The following is a 15,190-nucleotide window of genomic DNA, read 5'->3' as shown; positions in this document are numbered from 1 at the left end:
GGCCCCTGGGCGGGGCCGTGGGCCAGACACGCCATTTCCTGCCCTGCCCGTTTTTTGTTTCTTTTACACCCATGAAAGTACACCAACCAACCCGCCTGACCATGGTGGGGGGCGGGAGCTGGGCCACGGCACTCGTCAAGATTCTATCGGAAAACAACGTTACGATTAAATGGTGGATGCGGAGTCAGGCCGATGCCGACCACATCAAGACCTACCACCACAACCGCAGTTACCTCAGCGATGTCCAGATCAACCCCCGCCGGGTAAAGGTCTGCACCAAAATCCGGGAGGCTTTCCGCGACAGCGACTACATCGTGCTGGCCGTACCGGCGGCCTTTATTGGCGACGCACTCACGGGCATCAAGCCCGATCATTTTGCCGGCAAACGGGTGGTGTCGGCCATCAAAGGCATGATTCCGGGGGCCAATCAGCTCGTGACCGACTGGGTCAGCGAGCAGTACGGCGTACCGGCGGCCCGGATGTCGGTGATTGCCGGGCCCTGCCACGCCGAAGAGGTGGCCCTCGAAAAGCAATCGTACCTCACCATTGCCTCTGCCGACCTGACGGGGGCTGCCGACGTGGCGAACCTGCTCCGCTGCCGCTTTGTGCAGACTACCCCCGTCGACGATATCTACGGTATCGAATACAGTGCGGTCATGAAAAATATCATTGCCCTGGCCTGCGGCATCACGCATGGGCTGGGCTACGGCGATAACTTTCAGGCGGTGCTGGTGTCGAACGCCATGCAGGAGATTCGGCGGTTTGTGGATGCCATTCACGCCCGCCACCGCGATCTGAGCGGCTCGGCCTACCTCGGCGACCTGCTCGTAACGGCTTATTCGCCCTTTAGCCGCAACCGCACCTTCGGTACGCTCATTGGCCGGGGCTATACCATTCAGTCGGCGCAGGCCGAGATGAACATGATTGCCGAAGGCTACTACGCCGTAAAAAGCATCTACGAAATAAACCGGCAGTTCAATGTCCGGATGCCCATTGTCGATGCCGTGTACAACATCCTGTATGAAAAAGCGGCTCCGACCGGTGAAATGGAAGCGCTGAAAGGATTGTTAGTATAAGCAGGCGGGTGTACACCGCGAATGGCCCGGCGAAGTCGGGCCAGGTAATCAACAGAACGATGGACAATATCAAAGACCTGTTCGACATGTTCCCCCGGCCGGGGCGCGTCGACTGGATTGGCATTCGGCCCGAACGGCGCAGCGCCGTAACGGTGGTCGATGCCGTGGAGGTATCGACTAAAAAAGGCTTGCTGGGCGATCATTACAGCGGGCAGAGCGGCAACCGGCACGTAACGCTCATTCAGGCCGAGCACCTACCGGTGGTGGCCGCCCTGACGGGCCGCGACGCGCTCGATCCCGGCCTTGTCCGGCGCAATCTGGTGGTGTCGGGGCTGAACCTGCTGGCCCTGAAAGACCATACGATCCAGATCGGCGAAGTCGACCCGGTGGTACTCCGGATTACGGGGTTGTGTCATCCCTGTTCGAAGATGGAGACGGCCCTGGGGCCCGGTGGCTACAACGCCATGCGCGGCCACGGCGGGCTCACGGCAAAGGTGGTGCAGGGCGGCACCATCCGCGTGGGCGATGCCATTCGGGTGCTGCCTACCGCTGCTTCTGTTTAGTCGAGTCGGGGTCGGAGGCCAGGCGACTGGGGCGGTTGAAGCCGTTCCGGTATCGGTTGCGCATCTGCTGGATGGCGTTGATCAAATCGTAATCCGACGACTTGAGCAGAAAATCATCCTCAAAATCGCAGAAGTAGACAAAGCGGTCGAGGTCGTCGGCTTTCAGGTCGGTCGCCTGTTCGGTCAGCAGCCGGAAGCGTTCGAGGGCCAGCGCGTGGCGCCGGTCCTGCTGCATGATGTAGTAGGCTTTGCGATCGGTTTTAGGGCGTTTGGCAAACAGTTCGTAGAGCAGGGTAACGCCCGCGCCGTCGGCCAGCCGGTCGAATGCCTGCTCGCCTGTTACCTTGCGCGATGCCTGCGGCTCATCGAGCACCTGCTGAATCTCCCGTTTTACTTCCTCATAGCGTTTGCCCGTTACGGTTACTTCGGCCAGCTCGACCACGCGGTAGGGCATGGGGGGCAGCGCTTTGGCCACAATAATCGGGTTGTCGGAGCCATCGTAGCGGATACCCACCCGGGCGTAGAGCTGGCTGGTCAGAATGAGGGAATCGCCGGGCAGCAGAGTTAGAAAGAAGCGGCCCGTGGCGTTGGTGCGGGCGCGCTGCATGGTGCGCTTGTTGACCACCGTGGCCCGGTCGACGGGTTTGTTGTTGGCCTGATCGACGACTGTCCCGACCACGTATTTACCCTGCGCCAGGGCCCGGCCGGCCGGCAGACCAAGCAAACAAACGATCAGTAAACCGGACAGGTAGCTACGCATAAGGCTTAAAACGGGCTGTGCCACCGCAGGAGGGCAGTGGCACAGCAACGGTTCTGTAAAAATAAGCGCCAGACCGCGGTTCTGCTTAAGCCAGGGCGTTAAAAAACGTTAAGGGCCTACCGCCCCGGCACCTGATCGACGCGGGTGTGCGGCCGGGAGCAGCAATTAGTAACAGGTTGCCTGTAACCGTATAGTAAAGCCATTTGGTGCAGCCGGCATTTTTGGGGTGATTGCGACAAGTGTTCATATGCTTTCAAATTGTTTACTAAACGGTATCTGCACCAATGGATTTCAAAGACCAGATAAAGCACCTTGCGGAGCGGGTGGGGCGTCTCAAAGACAATATTCAGACGGAAGAAGCTACGAAAACGGCCCTTATTCTGCCTTTCCTGCAAGTGCTGGGGTATGACATCTTCGACCCCACGGAAGTTGTCCCGGAATTCATAAGCGATATAGGCACCAAAAAAGGAGAGAAGGTCGACTACGCGATTATGCGATCTGCTGCCAACGGAACGCCAGAACCCTGTCTGCTCATCGAATGCAAGCACTGGAAACAGGCGCTCACCCTTCACGACAACCAGTTGCTACGCTATTTTCACGTAACCAAAGCCCGGTTCGGTATTCTGACCAACGGGGTGGTGTATCGATTTTACACGGACCTGGACGAAGCCAATAAGATGGACTCCAGACCGTTTCTGGAAATCGATATGCTCGATTTGCGGGAGAATCTGGTGGAGGAATTGAAGAAGTTTCACAAATCGTATTTCGATGTAGACCAGATTCTGACTACGGCCAGTGAACTGAAATACACGGGTCTGCTGAAAGCACTGGTGCAACAGGATTTTGCTACGCCCAGCGATACCCTGACCCGATACTATGCCCAGCAAGTGTATGAAGGGAAGCTAACGGCCAAAGTGGTAGAGAATTTTGCGAATCTGCTGCGCAAATCAATCAGCCAGATTGTGGCCGAGCAAATGGCCGACCGGCTAAAAACCGCCTTCAGTCAGGAGTCGATCGAGGTCGAGCCAGCCGTGGAGGCAGCGGCTTTCGCTCCGTCGGTGGAAGAGAAAAAAGGGCCCGTCATCGTGACTACGCAGGAAGAACTGGAGGGCTTCTATACGGTACGGGCTATCCTGCGCCCGGTGATCGACGCCGAGCGGGTAGTGCACCGCGATGCCCAGTCCTATTTCGCCATCCTGCTCGACGACAATAACCGCCGGCCGATCTGTCGGCTGCATTTCAACGGGCAGAAAAAATACGTTACCCTCTTCGACGAAGCCAAAACGGAAATACGGCATGAGCTGCTGTCGCTCAACGGCTTGTTCGACCATACCGAACAGCTCCAGAAAACGGTGCTTGCCTACGCGGGGCTGGCAAACTGAACCTGGTAACCAACCAGCAGGCAGCCGCTGTCGTCCCTACCTGGGAGTGACAGCGGCTGCGGATGTATAGAGCGTTGTAAAGCCTTACGATTGCCCCGGGGCCTCGCCAATGCGGATAGAGAGGGCGTCGGGTGTGACCTCGGTGAAGTCGCGGATGACTTCGTCGACGAAGGGTCGCAGTTCATCGGGGGTTTGGGTCGTGGCAACGCCCACCACGTAGGCACCCGATGCCCTGGCGGCCTGAATACCGGTCATCGAATCTTCGAACACCACACTGTCGTCGGGCCGCACGCCCAGCTCGGCCATAGCTTTCTGGTACACTTCGGGGTCGGGTTTGGGGTGCGTAATCGACCGCTCGTGCAGCAGCACATCGAAGTAGGCGCGCAGGTCGAGGGCATCGAGCACGAAGTCGAGGTTTTCGACCGGGGCCGAGGTGGCCACGGCTGTTTTAATACCGGCCGATCGCAGCGCGGCCAGAAAGGCGGGGATGCCCGGTACGGGCGTAATGTCGGCTTTGTAAAGCTCCCGAAACAGGGCTTCCTTCTCATCGCCTACGCGCCGGATGTCGTCGGGCGTAAGGTCCTGGCCGCTGAAGAGGTGCGCTACGATCTGCGAGTTGTGTTTGCCCGAAATGTATTCGACAAAATCGGCATCGGAGAGGGGCTTGCCGTGACGCTCGAAGTATTCGCGCCAGGCCACGCGGTGGGCTGGATTGGTATCGACAATGACGCCATCCATGTCAAAAATAACGGCTTTGATTGGCACAGTGATGGTAGGTTAATAACACAAAAAGAAAGTCAGCCCGGGCCGGCTAGTAGAGCGTTACCCGACGGGCCACGAGAGCCGAGATCAGCAGCATCAGCCCCACGAAGGCCAGGCCGTAGGGCAGGCCGGCGGCTTCGGCGATGAAGCCGATCAGGGGCGGGCCGGCCAGAAAACCGACGAAGCTGAACGACGCAAAGGTAGCCAGACCGGCGGCCGGCGGAATATTGGGAATGCGCAGGGCGGCCGCGTAGAGAATAGGCGCCCCCAGCGAACAGCCGACGCCCAGCAGGGCAAAGCCCACCAGGGCCGTGGCCGGAAACGGGATCAGAATGGCGATGGCCAGGCCAATGGCGCCCACCAGGCCGCCAATCTGCAGCCAGCGTTTAGCCCCCACGCGCGGGGTGATGGCGTCGCCGACAAAGCGCAGGCCCGTCATGGTCAGTGAAAAACAGCCGAAACCCAGGGCCGCAACCTGGCTGCTGGCCCCCAGTGTTTCGCGCAGGTAAACCCCGCTCCAGTCGAACGCCACCCCTTCGCCCATCGACACGGCCAGCCCGATCAGGATCATCAGCCAGAGGTCGACCGTTGGCTTTACAAACGACGAGCCGGCTTTCTCGCCCGTTTCGGTGCGGCTGCTCGACGGAATGCGGGCCAGCAGAGGCTGTACCAGCAGCGTCATGGTCAGAATAAGCACCGACATGGCCAGCACATGGATGGGGGGCGATACGTGCTGCGCAATAACGACGCCGGCAATGCCCGAGCCCAGCAGGCCGCCCAGACTCCACATGCCGTGGCAGGCCGACATAATCACGATGTTTTGTTCGCGCTCCAGATTAGTGGCCACCGTATTCATGGCCACATTGATGAGCGAGGCATTGAGGCCCATCAGAAACAACCCCGTGCAGAGCACATACACGTTGGGGGCGTTGATGGGAATACAAACCGCCACCGACAGCCCGATGGCCGACCAGAAGCAGGCCCGCGCTTCGCCCAGCCGGGCCGTGAGTCGCCCCGTGAAGGGGTTCATGGTGAGCAGGCCGGCGGGCAGCGCAAACAGTACCATCCCCAGCTCGGCGTCGGAGAGTCCCAGCTCCGCCTTCACGTGCGGAATGTGCGCGATCCAGCTGCTGAAGAGCAGACTGTCCGACGCAAAGACCAGCCCGATGGCCAGGGCCAGCCGATTGGTGAAAAACGTAAGCACGTTGCGTACAAACGGATTTCGGTGCGACGAGGGGAGGGAGACGGTCGTATTCATACTGCAAAAATAGCCGGCGGCTGCCGGCTATTTTTTACATGTATTGTCGAAAAAGAATGCTGTATTGACCAGACCGTGTCTATGGTTACTGGTTCATGGTTAACGCGGCATCGTTTTTCAGGTAACCTTTCATCGCTTTCCGCAGCTTTTCAACCTTGGGCAGCGATACCCGCTGGATGTAGGGCTGCTCGGGATGCAGGGCGAAGTAATTCTGGTGGTAGTTCTCGGCGGGGTAAAACACCTGCAGGGGCGTTACTTCCGTTACCACCTTGCCGCTGTAATGCTTCGAGTCGTTGACCCGCTTGATAGCCGCTTCGATTTCGGCTTTCTCGGCGGGGGTACGGTAAAAGGCCACCGACCGGTAGTCGCGCCCAACGTCGGGGCCCTGGCGGTTCAGCGTGGTGGGGTCGTGGCCGGCAAAGAAGGCGTCGAGCAGTTTGGCGTACGAAATAACCTTCGGGTCGTAGTACACCTGTACCGATTCGGCGTGGCCGGTCAGGTCGGTGCCGACTTCTTCGTAGCTGGGGTTTTTGGTGGTGCCACCCGCGTAGCCCGAGACTACCTCCCGTACGCCCTTGAGCTGGTTCATGCCTTCTTCCATGGCCCAGAAGCAGCCGCCGGCAAAGGTCGCCACAGCTTCGCCCGGCTTCAGCGCCGGTAATTTGGCAGGGGTGCGATCCTGCCCGTATGTCGATCCGACGCTCGCCAGCAGCGTCAGACTCAGTGCCCAAACAAGGAGTTGTTTCATGTTGATCGTTCTTCGTAGCTTTCCTGTATAAACGTTTGCTGAGCCAAATCAGTTTTGCCGTCGACGGGATAATGCGCCCGATGCCATGAAGCTACAGTTTGAAAAAATCGAGCCCGAAGCCGGCCATTCGTTCCGGGTTATCCACGCTACCGAAACCGAGCCCTGCCGGGTCTACTGGCACCACCACCCGGAGCACGAAATCGTGTTTATTCCGCGCGGGCAGGGGCGCCGGCACATCGGCAACAGCATTGGCCATTACGACGCCGGCGAGCTGGTGTTTATCGGACCCAATCTGCCGCACCTGAATTTCAGTTACGGCCATACCGATCAGTTTGAAGAAGTGGTGGTGCAGCTGCGCGACAGTTTTATGGGCGAACCGTTTCTGCAGCGGCCCGAGCTGGCGGGCATCCGGCGACTGTTCGAGCGGGCGCATACCGGTCTGCTGTTCGGGGCCGCTACCAAAGCTGCCGTGGCCGAACCACTGCTGGCGCTGCCCTCGCTGCCGCCTTTCGAGCGGCTGCTGACCCTGTTGCAGATACTGGGCACCCTCGCCAGCGCCACCGACGTGGAGGCCCTGCACGCCGACGGGGTGCGGTTCGACCTCAACGCCCGTGAGCAGGACCGCATCAACCGGGTATGCCAGTACGTGGAGCAGCATTATACCGACGCCATCGACATCCGGCAGGTGGCTGATCTGGCCAGTCTGACCGTGCCGGCCTTCAGCCGCTATTTCAAACGCATGACCCACCTGACCTTTACCGACTTTGTCAACGAATACCGCGTCAGTCAGGCGCAGCGGCTGCTCCACTCCGGGCGGACTATTGCCGACATTGGCTCGGCGGTGGGGTTCAACAACCTGTCGCATTTCAACAAAACCTTCCGCGACTCGACGGGCCAGACGCCGGGGCAATACCGCAAGGCCATCGGCGCCGTACGCTGAGGCTACTGCCAGGCCGTTTTCAGCACCGCTTCGGCAGGTTTGCCCTGCGGGCTGAACTGATCGCGCTCGCGGTGCCGGTGCTCGTCGCCCAGAAACCATTTCCACAGAAAGCCACCCGCAAACCACGGCTGCCCCCAGACAGCTTCGTGGAGGGCCGCGTAGGTATTGGCCTGCGCTGTGGGGTTCGGCGTACAGTCGGCTTCAGACTCCCAGGGGGCGCGGGCCGCAAAGTCGCAGCTACGGTAGCCAAACTCGGTAAACAGCACCGGTTTCTGCAACTGACTGCTGAGGTCGGCCAGCGTGGCGAGGTGGGGTTTCCAGCCTTTCACGAGCGTTTTGACTGAGGGCGTACGGCCGTCGGATAGCGGAAAGTAGGCGTCGACGCCGATGTAGTCGAGCTGGGACCAGAACGGGATTTTTTCGTAGCGGTCCCAGTTGGCCGCGTAGGTGAGGGGGCCTTTGTAAAGCTGCCGTACCTGCCCGATCAGCAGCCGCCAGAAGGCGGGGCGGGCCATGGCAAAGCGGTCGAGCTCGGTGGTGATGCAGAACAGGTCGACATGCAGCGAATCGGCCAGGCGGGCCTGGTGGAGAATATACTGGCTGTAGTCGCGCTCGAACGACTGCCAGTCGGCCTCGGTCGTGAATTCGAGGTCGAGGTGCGAGCCGCCCTGCATCCAGACGTGGGGTTTGAGCATGGTTTTAAGGCCGTGCTGCCGGGCCATCTGCACCGTGCCGGCTACGCCTTCAGACGTTTCACCCCACCATTGCCACCCGCGCCGGCTGGTTTTGGGACGGTTTTCGCTGAAGAAAAAATGGGGGTCGCCCTTGCGGCAGAAGCCGTAGGGCACAATGGCGACCCAGTTGCCCCCCATCTGACGAATGGGTTGCATGGCCGTTACCGAATCGGGCTTCTGGGGCGGGGCCACCAGGTTGACACCTTTTAGCTTCGGACCGTTATACACGAAAGGGGGCAGCGACTGGCAACTCAGCAGGGCTATCAGCAACAGTAAAAGGGGATAGGGCATGGTGTTTAGGTGTTAGCCTATAAAGGTTGGCAAACTTCCGAAGACCACCAACCAATTTCCGCCCCCTACCTACTCAACGCCATGCGTTTTCTGATCTGCCTGTTGCCGGCCCTGCTGCTGCCCGCCAGCCCCCCACCCGCCGGGACCGAACTACGGTTCAGCCGTTACTTTGTGGCTGCTGAGAGCTACGAGAGCGTGGCCGTATTCGATGTCGACCGGAACGATACGCTCGATCTGGTGTCGGGCGATTTCTGGTACGAGGGGCCGCGTTTTCGCCGGCGCCACCTCATCGGCAGCCAGACCCGGCACGAGGAGTACTACGACGATTTTTCGACCATTCCGCTCGATATCAACCGCGACGGCCGAACCGACGTCGTGACGGGGGGCTGGTTTAACCAGACGCTGCGGTGGCTCGAAAACACCGGTAAGCCGGGTTCCTGGCCCGTGCATGAACTGGCGCGGGTGGGCAATATCGAAACGACCCGCGCCTGGGATGTCGACGGCGATGGGCAACTCGACATCGTTCCCAATAACCCCGGTCATCCGCTCAAATACCTGCGCCTGACGGGGACGGGCGGGGTTCAGACGGTGGTCGTGGCCCCCACGCAGGGCCACGGGCTGGGTTTCGGCGATATCAACGCCGACGGCCGGAACGACCTGATCGTGAGCGATGGCTGGCTCGAAGCCCCCGCCGACCGCCTGGCTGGCCACTGGACACTGCACCGCGACTTTGCCCTTGGCACCGCCAGTGTGCCCATCATCGTAGCCGACGTGAATACCGACGGGCGGGCCGATCTGGTGGTGGGGCAGGGCCACGATTATGGCCTGCACTGGTACGAACAGACCATCGACAGGGCCGGCCGGCGCGGCTGGGTCAAACACCTGATCGACGACCAGAATGGCCAGTACCACACCCTCGAATGGGCCGACCTGACGGGCGACGGCCAGCCGGAACTGATTACGGGCAAACGCTTCCGGGCGCATAATGACCACGACCCCGGCTCCGACGATCCCGTAGGGCTTTACTACTTCACGTGGGATAAGAACCGACGGGCATTCAGCCAGCACATTATTGCATACGGGCCCGCCGGGGTGGGCAAAGGAACCGGCATCTACATGGCCCTGGCCGATTTGCGCCGGTCGGGCCGTACCGATCTGATCGTGGCCGGTAAAGACGGGCTGACGGTGTTTTTCAACGAAGGGCCGCCTACCCGCTAAACGCCGGACTGGAGATGCCGAGAGCGGTAGGCATGGGTCGTTTCGGTTGAAACGTAAGCATAAGCAAGGTTCCTGCGCTGAATCCGTTTAATCGTACGTTGTCTGGCAACCTATTTGGGTGTGCATTGACAGTAAGGCCGGCTGGGCTGTACCGGCACTCCGATTTTAAGCAAGTTGGCGGGCCGTGTCGAGCCTATGCCATAAATCGCGGCATACGGGTAAAAAATAACCCGTATGCCGCGAATTATTCCGAGCGTGAGCGACCTGATTTCTCCGGCTTCAACGGCTAACTACACACGCTCTGTGACTTGATGTACTTAAAATGAATGTCAGTTAGTTTTTAAAACAATTGCAACTGTTTCCACAGGAGGCATGGTAGCCGGTGTTGCAGGAGACGCTACAGCACTGATTACTGCATGAACTTGACCCCGTTCCGCCCGCACTGGCACAGTCGGGAACAAGGAGTCTTGCGCCACTACCTCATGATTCTTTTTGACTGTTGCTAAGTGATAGGCCAAAGCCTTTCAGTGTTGTCGTACCATCTGCATACGAAGCTGGTAAGTCGTGGATAACCTTATCAGCGAGCGGGTTGCTGACTGCCAGTAGATACCGTTTTCCGGTCGATACGCTGTTGAGTATCAGGGCATGGTTGAGGTATAAAATTTCATACTGACCCGATTGAGGTACCGTGAGTGCAGCGCCCGGTTCGACCTGTAAGGTAATCGTTTTTTGAGCTTGCCTGGTGTCGAAAACCCCGACCAGGTTTCCTGTCTCACTTTTGGTGAACGTAACGCGCTCGTTAAAGAATTGACCGCCATTAAGTCGGGCCACTTCCTCACTACGCTCTAATTTGCTAAATCCTGGTTCCCTACTTTGCTCCTGACAACCGAGTGTGACAAAGACCAGTGCGACCAGAAAAACACCTGTGGTGCGGATGATTGATTTCATAAACGTAGATAGTTTGATTTTTTGTAAAAAAAACGCTCAATTGGTTACCTAGCAACTAGGTCAGGCGTTATTTACTTAACGGTAGGGTTATTAATGGGTTGATTTACAGGATACATTGATTAACATGAACCGTATGGGCTGACGGTGTTTTTCAACGGAGGACCACCCACCCGCTAAACGTTGGATTGGCCCGGAGCCAGGGCCGGCCACGCCAGCAACGCCTTTTTTTGCTAGCCCCGCCAACGCTGCTGACATAGGGCTGTCACCCCGCCGGTCGACCTTTGGGGCAGTAATCAGGTCGGGATGTACCCGGCCTGCCCACAACCCCAAACCCCCTGTTGTATGGAGCTGATCCCGCTACTGCTCACGGAACTGGCCAGCGAAGCCGCCACTACCCACACCATGCTGAGCCGTATTCCGGCCGACCAGTTCGACTGGCGGCCGCACCCCAAAAGCATGACCATGCTGAACCTGGCTACCCACATCGCCGAGCTGCCGGGCTGGGTTGCCATGGCCTTTACGCTCGATGGGGTAGACTTCGCCACCACCCCCTACACGCCAACGCCGATCAGGTCTGTCGATGAACTACTAGCCCTGCAGGAACGGTCGAGGGCAGATGCTCAGGCCCAGCTCGAACAGGCCGATGAAGCCAGTCTGGCAGACCCCTGGACCCTCCGCAACGGCGATGTACTACTGCAGCAGTACACCCGGTACAGTGCCGTTCGGATGGCCTTCAGTCAGATCAGTCACCACCGCGCCCAGCTGGGCGTTTACCTGCGCCTGCTCGACATTCCGATACCCGGCAGCTACGGCCCCAGTGCCGATGAACAGGCGTTCTGACGCCCGGCTCACGAGCCGCAACTCAGATTAAAATTGGGCTAATGTGCGAAAGACAGGGAACCGAATACACCGGTTTTCCTGTCTTTTTCGTAGGTATGGTATAGTACTTTTCCGTTACTTAATCCTGATACGGTATGCCACGTACACAGTTGAAAGAGTTTTACGGCTACGGCCTGATCCTGATCGTATTGATTGCGGCTCAGCTTTATCTGGTTTATACAGCGCTGACTACCAGTTTCTTTCCCGACTGGCGGCACTATCTGGGCTTTGCCGCCACGCTGCTGGCGGGGGGGCTGTGGGCGCTTAAAAAACCGCAGTACCTGTTTTATGCGCTGGGGCTCACGTTTGTACTCGGCTACGAAAATTTGATTGGCTTTACGCCGGCCCTGTCGCTGATTGAGACGCGCTACTACCTGAGCAACACAGCCTTGCCGGTGTCGTATCAGGAGTTCTCGATGTACATGCTCGTGTTCTGGGCCTATGTGGCCCACGACCGGCTCCGGCAGCTGGTGGTTGGCCTGCTGAAGCGGGACTGATGCCCGCTTCAGCGCAACGCCAGTGACTATGGGCAAGCCCTGCCGGTTAGCCCAGACTGGTCATTACTGTGGGCTGATGCGCACGATGCGGCCCGGCCCTTCGAGTGAGGCATACAGGTTGCCGTCGGGCCCCTGCACCACATTGCGGACGCGGCCCTGCCCCTGCAGCAGTTTTGTTTCGCCCGTCACCTGGTTGTTGCTGATGGTCAGCAGGCTTAGGTAGGTACCCGCCAGTGCGCCCGTGGCCAGCCCCCCCTTGAGTGCGCCGAAACGGTCGCTGGTGATAAAGGCCAGCCCGCAGGTGCCGATCGAGGGGGTCCAGGTATGCACCGGTGCCTGAATGCCCGTCCGCGTGGGGCTGTCCGAAACCGGAGTACCGTCGTAGTTGACCCCGTACGACACCAGCGGCCAGCCGTAGTTGGCGCCGGCCCGCACGATATTCACCTCATCGCCCCCTTTAGGCCCGTGTTCGGTTTCCCAGAGCTGGCCCGTCAGCGGGTTGAACGCCAGCCCCTGCGGGTTGCGGTGGCCGTATGAGTACAGGCTGGTGGGCGCGGTCTGCCCCGGCAGTACCGGATTGTCGGCCGGAATTTTTCCTGCGTCGGTCAGGCGGTGAATCTTGCCCCAGCGCGTCGTGAGGAGCTGTCCGTTCTGATTGGGCGAACTGGCTCCGCCGTAGGTACGTGGCCCGCCTTCGCCTACACTCAGATATAGGTAGTTGCCGGCATCGAAGGCAATGCGGCTGCCGTAATGGCCATACCAGGTGTTGCTGGCATCGGTCTGGAACAGCGTTTCTACGTCGCTGATCTGTCCCGTACCTACCTTGAACCGAATTAGGTTCAGCTGGCCGGCGGGTGTGCCCGGGGCTGTGCCGGCATAGGTGGCGTAGACCCAGCCGTTGGTGGCATACTGCGGATGCACCCGCAGGTCGAGCAAACCGCCCTGCCCGCTGGTGTTGATGTTGGTGGGGAGCCCCGTCAGTTCGGTCGGCGTACTGCTGCCGCTGGCCAGCCGGTAGAGCCGGCCCCGTTTTTCGGTAAAGAGCAGATCGCCATTGGGCAGAAAATCCATGCCCCAGATAATTTCCTGACCAGTCAGCACAGTCTCCACCCGATAATCCGTGGTGGCAGGGGCGGTGTCGGTCGTGCCGGACTGGCGGCATCCGGCCAGCAGGGCGCCGGCCAGCAACAGGCTAAAGGCGGTGATTTTTTTCATCGGTTGAGCAGTTGTCTGTTCGTTGTCAACGTAGCGATACACCCATTTGTTGGCATCGCCCGCTCATCGGGTAGACTATATCGCCACGCAGCCAGCACTACCCATCGCCCCGAACGAACGTGTCCCGACCAGATCGGGCGCTGAACAGCGCCGACCGGTCGGGACACAGTGAAAAAGAGGAAGGTTCGGCTGTTAGCTACCCAGTGTCCAGCCCTGGCGGTACTCGCGTTTCACAAACTGGTTGGCTTCGTCGAAGTTGGTGATCTTCATGTTCTTACCATCCCAGGTCAGCTGTTTGCGGCCGGGGTAGTTGAACCCGCGGCCATCGCCCTTGGGCGTACGCAGGGTGTAGCTGCGAATGGCCAGGTTCCCCATCAGTACCGACTCGGTCAGCGGACCGGCAAAGTCGAACGACGAAGTGAGGGCTTTGTGCTCCTTGCTGTTGAAACCCGCCTTGCAGGCTTCGGTCCAGAACACCTGGTGGCCATTCTCGGGCATCGACACGGTGCCGGCCGTACCCGCTTTGGGCTTGGGAGCCGCTTCGAGTTTCTGGCCGCTTTTGGTGTACAGCTTCGGGTCGTCGCCGTACATGCCGCAGGCAATCAGACCTTTGTCGCCGATCAGGAACACGCCGTTTTCACCATTCTCGGGGAAGGGTTCGCCGGCGGGCAGCATCTCGGGCCGGAAGGGGCGCAGGCCACCGTCGAGCCATACCATTTTCACGTCCGACTTATTTTTGGTCGAAGCCGGGAACTGCAGTTCCACGTGCGAGGAGGGGGGGCAGCCTTCGGGGATGTACTCGGGCGTCCAGTCTTTCAGAAACACCGCGCCGATGCTGCTTTCGACCTGCGTAGGATAGCCCAGGCCCAGTACGCGGAACGGTACGTCCATGATGTGGCAGCCGATATCGCCCAGGGCGCCGGCGCCGAAGTTCCACCAACCCCGCCATTTGAAGGGGTGATAGGCGGGGGTATAGCCGGTTTTCTGCGCTGGTCCGAGCCACAGATCCCAGTCGAGGTCGACGGGTGTTTCCGAAGCCGGCTGGGGCACCGGGATACCCTGCGGCCACACGGGTCGGTTGGTCCAGAGATACACCGTATGCACGTTGCCGATGAGACCCTTGTCGAACCACTCGACCATCTGTTTCTGCTGCGGGTTCGATGAGCCCTGGTTGCCCATCTGGGTCACCACTTTGTATTTACGGGCCGCTTCGGTCAGGGCGCGGGCCTCGTAGATGTTGTGGGTCAGGGGTTTCTGCACGTATACGTGCTTGCCCCGCTGCATGGCGTTCATGGCCACCACGGCATGGGTATGGTCGGCGGTCGACACCGTCACGGCATCGATGCTCTTGCCTTCCTTATCGAGCATCTCGCGGAAATCCTTATACCGCTTGGCGTTGGGGTGCTTGGTGAAGTTTTCCTTGACCCGGTTGAGACCCCAGTCGACATCGCAGAGCGCTACAATGTTGTTGGCGCCGTTGTTGAAGGCGTTGTTGGTATCGCTGAACCCCTTGCCGCCAAAGCCGACGCCGGCGATGTTGAGCTTATCGCTCGGGGCAATGAAGCCAGGACCACCCAGCACATGCCGGGGCACGATAAAGAAACTGGCCGAAGCCAGCAGCCCGGTTTGCAGAAACTGCCGCCGGGAGGTTGTGTTACCCGCGTCGGAAGGCGTGGGCGTCGTTGCATCTACTGGGGTCATGTTGAGTCGTCTGTTTGGTTAGTAAAGGTGATTTTTGAAAAATTTTACTAATCGGGGCGAGTAAATATCATTCCCGGAGCATCCGAACGGCCATAATCACCGATTCTTATCCGGCGCGTGAGCCGGGCCGTTGGCCTGACCGGTCAGACAGCGTGCCGGGTTTCGGAATATTGTGGCATTTTTGGCTTTCCGAAGCCCACCAGGCCGGCTTCCTGGCC

At 59.5% G+C, this 15,190-nt stretch carries 15 protein-coding genes; 7 read left to right on the top strand and 8 right to left on the bottom strand.

Annotation, left to right across the window (positions count from 1 at the left end; genetic code table 11):
- Window positions 1-71: 71 nt before the first annotated feature.
- Both ACYVAC_RS01670 and ACYVAC_RS01665 read left to right on the top strand, forming a co-directional pair.
- Window positions 72-1,076, top strand: a complete 1,005-nt coding sequence (locus tag ACYVAC_RS01670) for an NAD(P)H-dependent glycerol-3-phosphate dehydrogenase (RefSeq protein WP_461095808.1) — start codon at window positions 72-74, stop codon at window positions 1,074-1,076.
- Between the two features lie 59 nt (window positions 1,077-1,135).
- Complete coding sequence (locus ACYVAC_RS01665; RefSeq protein WP_461095807.1) at window positions 1,136-1,639, top strand: MOSC domain-containing protein; 504 nt, start codon at window positions 1,136-1,138, stop codon at window positions 1,637-1,639.
- Here ACYVAC_RS01665 and ACYVAC_RS01660 read toward each other — a convergent pair.
- A complete protein-coding gene (locus ACYVAC_RS01660) occupies window positions 1,620-2,399 on the bottom strand; it encodes a peptidase associated/transthyretin-like domain-containing protein (RefSeq protein ID WP_461095806.1) in 780 nt (259 codons plus the stop codon). The two genes, ACYVAC_RS01665 and ACYVAC_RS01660, sit on opposite strands and share 20 nt — an antisense overlap.
- A 284-nt stretch (window positions 2,400-2,683) precedes the next feature.
- Between ACYVAC_RS01660 and ACYVAC_RS01655 the strand changes: the two genes are divergently transcribed.
- Entirely contained in the window at window positions 2,684-3,781 is a 1,098-nt protein-coding gene (locus tag ACYVAC_RS01655) for a type I restriction enzyme HsdR N-terminal domain-containing protein (protein WP_461095805.1), read from the top strand.
- 84 nt (window positions 3,782-3,865) lie between these two features.
- Here ACYVAC_RS01655 and ACYVAC_RS01650 read toward each other — a convergent pair whose 3' ends face one another.
- The 3 genes from ACYVAC_RS01650 to msrA form a co-directional block, all read right to left on the bottom strand.
- A complete protein-coding gene (locus tag ACYVAC_RS01650; RefSeq protein WP_461095961.1) occupies window positions 3,866-4,540 on the bottom strand; it encodes an HAD family hydrolase in 675 nt (224 codons plus the stop codon).
- A 52-nt stretch (window positions 4,541-4,592) separates the two neighbouring features.
- Entirely contained in the window at window positions 4,593-5,801 is a 1,209-nt protein-coding gene (locus tag ACYVAC_RS01645; RefSeq protein ID WP_461095804.1) for an MFS transporter, read from the bottom strand.
- Window positions 5,802-5,886: 85 nt separating this feature from the next.
- Window positions 5,887-6,549 carry a peptide-methionine (S)-S-oxide reductase MsrA gene (gene msrA / locus ACYVAC_RS01640; protein ID WP_461095803.1) on the bottom strand — a complete coding sequence of 221 codons (663 nt, stop codon included), beginning with the start codon at window positions 6,547-6,549 and terminating at the stop codon, window positions 5,887-5,889.
- Between the two features lie 85 nt (window positions 6,550-6,634).
- On the opposite strand from msrA, the gene ACYVAC_RS01635 reads away from it, so the two are divergent.
- Window positions 6,635-7,489 carry a helix-turn-helix domain-containing protein gene (locus ACYVAC_RS01635; RefSeq protein WP_461095802.1) on the top strand — a complete coding sequence of 285 codons (855 nt, stop codon included), beginning with the start codon at window positions 6,635-6,637 and terminating at the stop codon, window positions 7,487-7,489.
- Between the two features lie 2 nt (window positions 7,490-7,491).
- Here the strand turns inward: ACYVAC_RS01635 and ACYVAC_RS01630 are convergent, their stop codons facing one another.
- On the bottom strand, window positions 7,492-8,514 hold the full coding sequence (locus tag ACYVAC_RS01630) for a glycoside hydrolase family 113 (protein WP_461095801.1): 1,023 nt from the start codon (window positions 8,512-8,514) through the stop codon (window positions 7,492-7,494).
- 81 nt (window positions 8,515-8,595) lie between these two features.
- Here ACYVAC_RS01630 and ACYVAC_RS01625 point away from each other — a divergent pair, with 81 nt between their 5' ends.
- Window positions 8,596-9,732: an FG-GAP repeat domain-containing protein gene (locus ACYVAC_RS01625; RefSeq protein ID WP_461095800.1), complete on the top strand. Its 1,137-nt coding sequence runs from the start codon at window positions 8,596-8,598 to the stop codon at window positions 9,730-9,732.
- Window positions 9,733-10,212: 480 nt separating this feature from the next.
- Here the strand turns inward: ACYVAC_RS01625 and ACYVAC_RS01620 are convergent, their stop codons facing one another.
- Window positions 10,213-10,680 carry a hypothetical protein gene (locus ACYVAC_RS01620; RefSeq protein WP_461095799.1) on the bottom strand — a complete coding sequence of 156 codons (468 nt, stop codon included), beginning with the start codon at window positions 10,678-10,680 and terminating at the stop codon, window positions 10,213-10,215.
- A 342-nt stretch (window positions 10,681-11,022) separates the two neighbouring features.
- Here ACYVAC_RS01620 and ACYVAC_RS01615 point away from each other — a divergent pair, with 342 nt between their 5' ends.
- Both ACYVAC_RS01615 and ACYVAC_RS01610 read left to right on the top strand, forming a co-directional pair.
- Window positions 11,023-11,520 (top strand): DinB family protein, encoded by a 498-nt coding sequence (locus ACYVAC_RS01615; protein WP_461095798.1) that lies wholly within the window; start codon window positions 11,023-11,025, stop codon window positions 11,518-11,520.
- Between the two features lie 134 nt (window positions 11,521-11,654).
- Complete coding sequence (locus ACYVAC_RS01610; RefSeq protein WP_461095797.1) at window positions 11,655-12,056, top strand: hypothetical protein; 402 nt, start codon at window positions 11,655-11,657, stop codon at window positions 12,054-12,056.
- 63 nt (window positions 12,057-12,119) lie between these two features.
- Here ACYVAC_RS01610 and ACYVAC_RS01605 read toward each other — a convergent pair whose 3' ends face one another.
- Both ACYVAC_RS01605 and ACYVAC_RS01600 read right to left on the bottom strand, forming a co-directional pair.
- A complete protein-coding gene (locus tag ACYVAC_RS01605) occupies window positions 12,120-13,271 on the bottom strand; it encodes a PQQ-dependent sugar dehydrogenase (protein ID WP_461095796.1) in 1,152 nt (383 codons plus the stop codon).
- 192 nt (window positions 13,272-13,463) lie between these two features.
- Window positions 13,464-14,972 (bottom strand): Gfo/Idh/MocA family protein, encoded by a 1,509-nt coding sequence (locus ACYVAC_RS01600; protein WP_461095795.1) that lies wholly within the window; start codon window positions 14,970-14,972, stop codon window positions 13,464-13,466.
- Between the last annotated feature and the right edge of the window lie 218 nt (window positions 14,973-15,190).

Source organism: Spirosoma luteolum, assembly GCF_054778875.1.
The sequence above is the reverse complement of the archived record's forward strand: the minus strand, read 5'-3'. Positions and strand labels throughout refer to the sequence as shown.

Bases quoted from the DNA above. Each gene is read 5' to 3' on its own strand.
- ACYVAC_RS01670 (WP_461095808.1), top strand. From the start codon at position 72: ATGAAAGTACACCAACCAACCCGCCTGACCATGGTGGGGGGCGGGAGC.
- ACYVAC_RS01665 (WP_461095807.1), top strand. From the start codon at position 1,136: ATGGACAATATCAAAGACCTGTTCGACATGTTCCCCCGGCCGGGGCGC.
- ACYVAC_RS01660 (WP_461095806.1), bottom strand. From the start codon at position 2,399: ATGCGTAGCTACCTGTCCGGTTTACTGATCGTTTGTTTGCTTGGTCTG.
- ACYVAC_RS01655 (WP_461095805.1), top strand. From the start codon at position 2,684: ATGGATTTCAAAGACCAGATAAAGCACCTTGCGGAGCGGGTGGGGCGT.
- ACYVAC_RS01645 (WP_461095804.1), bottom strand. From the start codon at position 5,801: ATGAATACGACCGTCTCCCTCCCCTCGTCGCACCGAAATCCGTTTGTA.
- msrA (WP_461095803.1), bottom strand. From the start codon at position 6,549: ATGAAACAACTCCTTGTTTGGGCACTGAGTCTGACGCTGCTGGCGAGC.
- ACYVAC_RS01635 (WP_461095802.1), top strand. From the start codon at position 6,635: ATGAAGCTACAGTTTGAAAAAATCGAGCCCGAAGCCGGCCATTCGTTC.
- ACYVAC_RS01630 (WP_461095801.1), bottom strand. From the start codon at position 8,514: ATGCCCTATCCCCTTTTACTGTTGCTGATAGCCCTGCTGAGTTGCCAG.
- ACYVAC_RS01625 (WP_461095800.1), top strand. From the start codon at position 8,596: ATGCGTTTTCTGATCTGCCTGTTGCCGGCCCTGCTGCTGCCCGCCAGC.
- ACYVAC_RS01620 (WP_461095799.1), bottom strand. From the start codon at position 10,680: ATGAAATCAATCATCCGCACCACAGGTGTTTTTCTGGTCGCACTGGTC.
- ACYVAC_RS01615 (WP_461095798.1), top strand. From the start codon at position 11,023: ATGGAGCTGATCCCGCTACTGCTCACGGAACTGGCCAGCGAAGCCGCC.
- ACYVAC_RS01610 (WP_461095797.1), top strand. From the start codon at position 11,655: ATGCCACGTACACAGTTGAAAGAGTTTTACGGCTACGGCCTGATCCTG.
- ACYVAC_RS01605 (WP_461095796.1), bottom strand. From the start codon at position 13,271: ATGAAAAAAATCACCGCCTTTAGCCTGTTGCTGGCCGGCGCCCTGCTG.
- ACYVAC_RS01600 (WP_461095795.1), bottom strand. From the start codon at position 14,972: ATGACCCCAGTAGATGCAACGACGCCCACGCCTTCCGACGCGGGTAAC.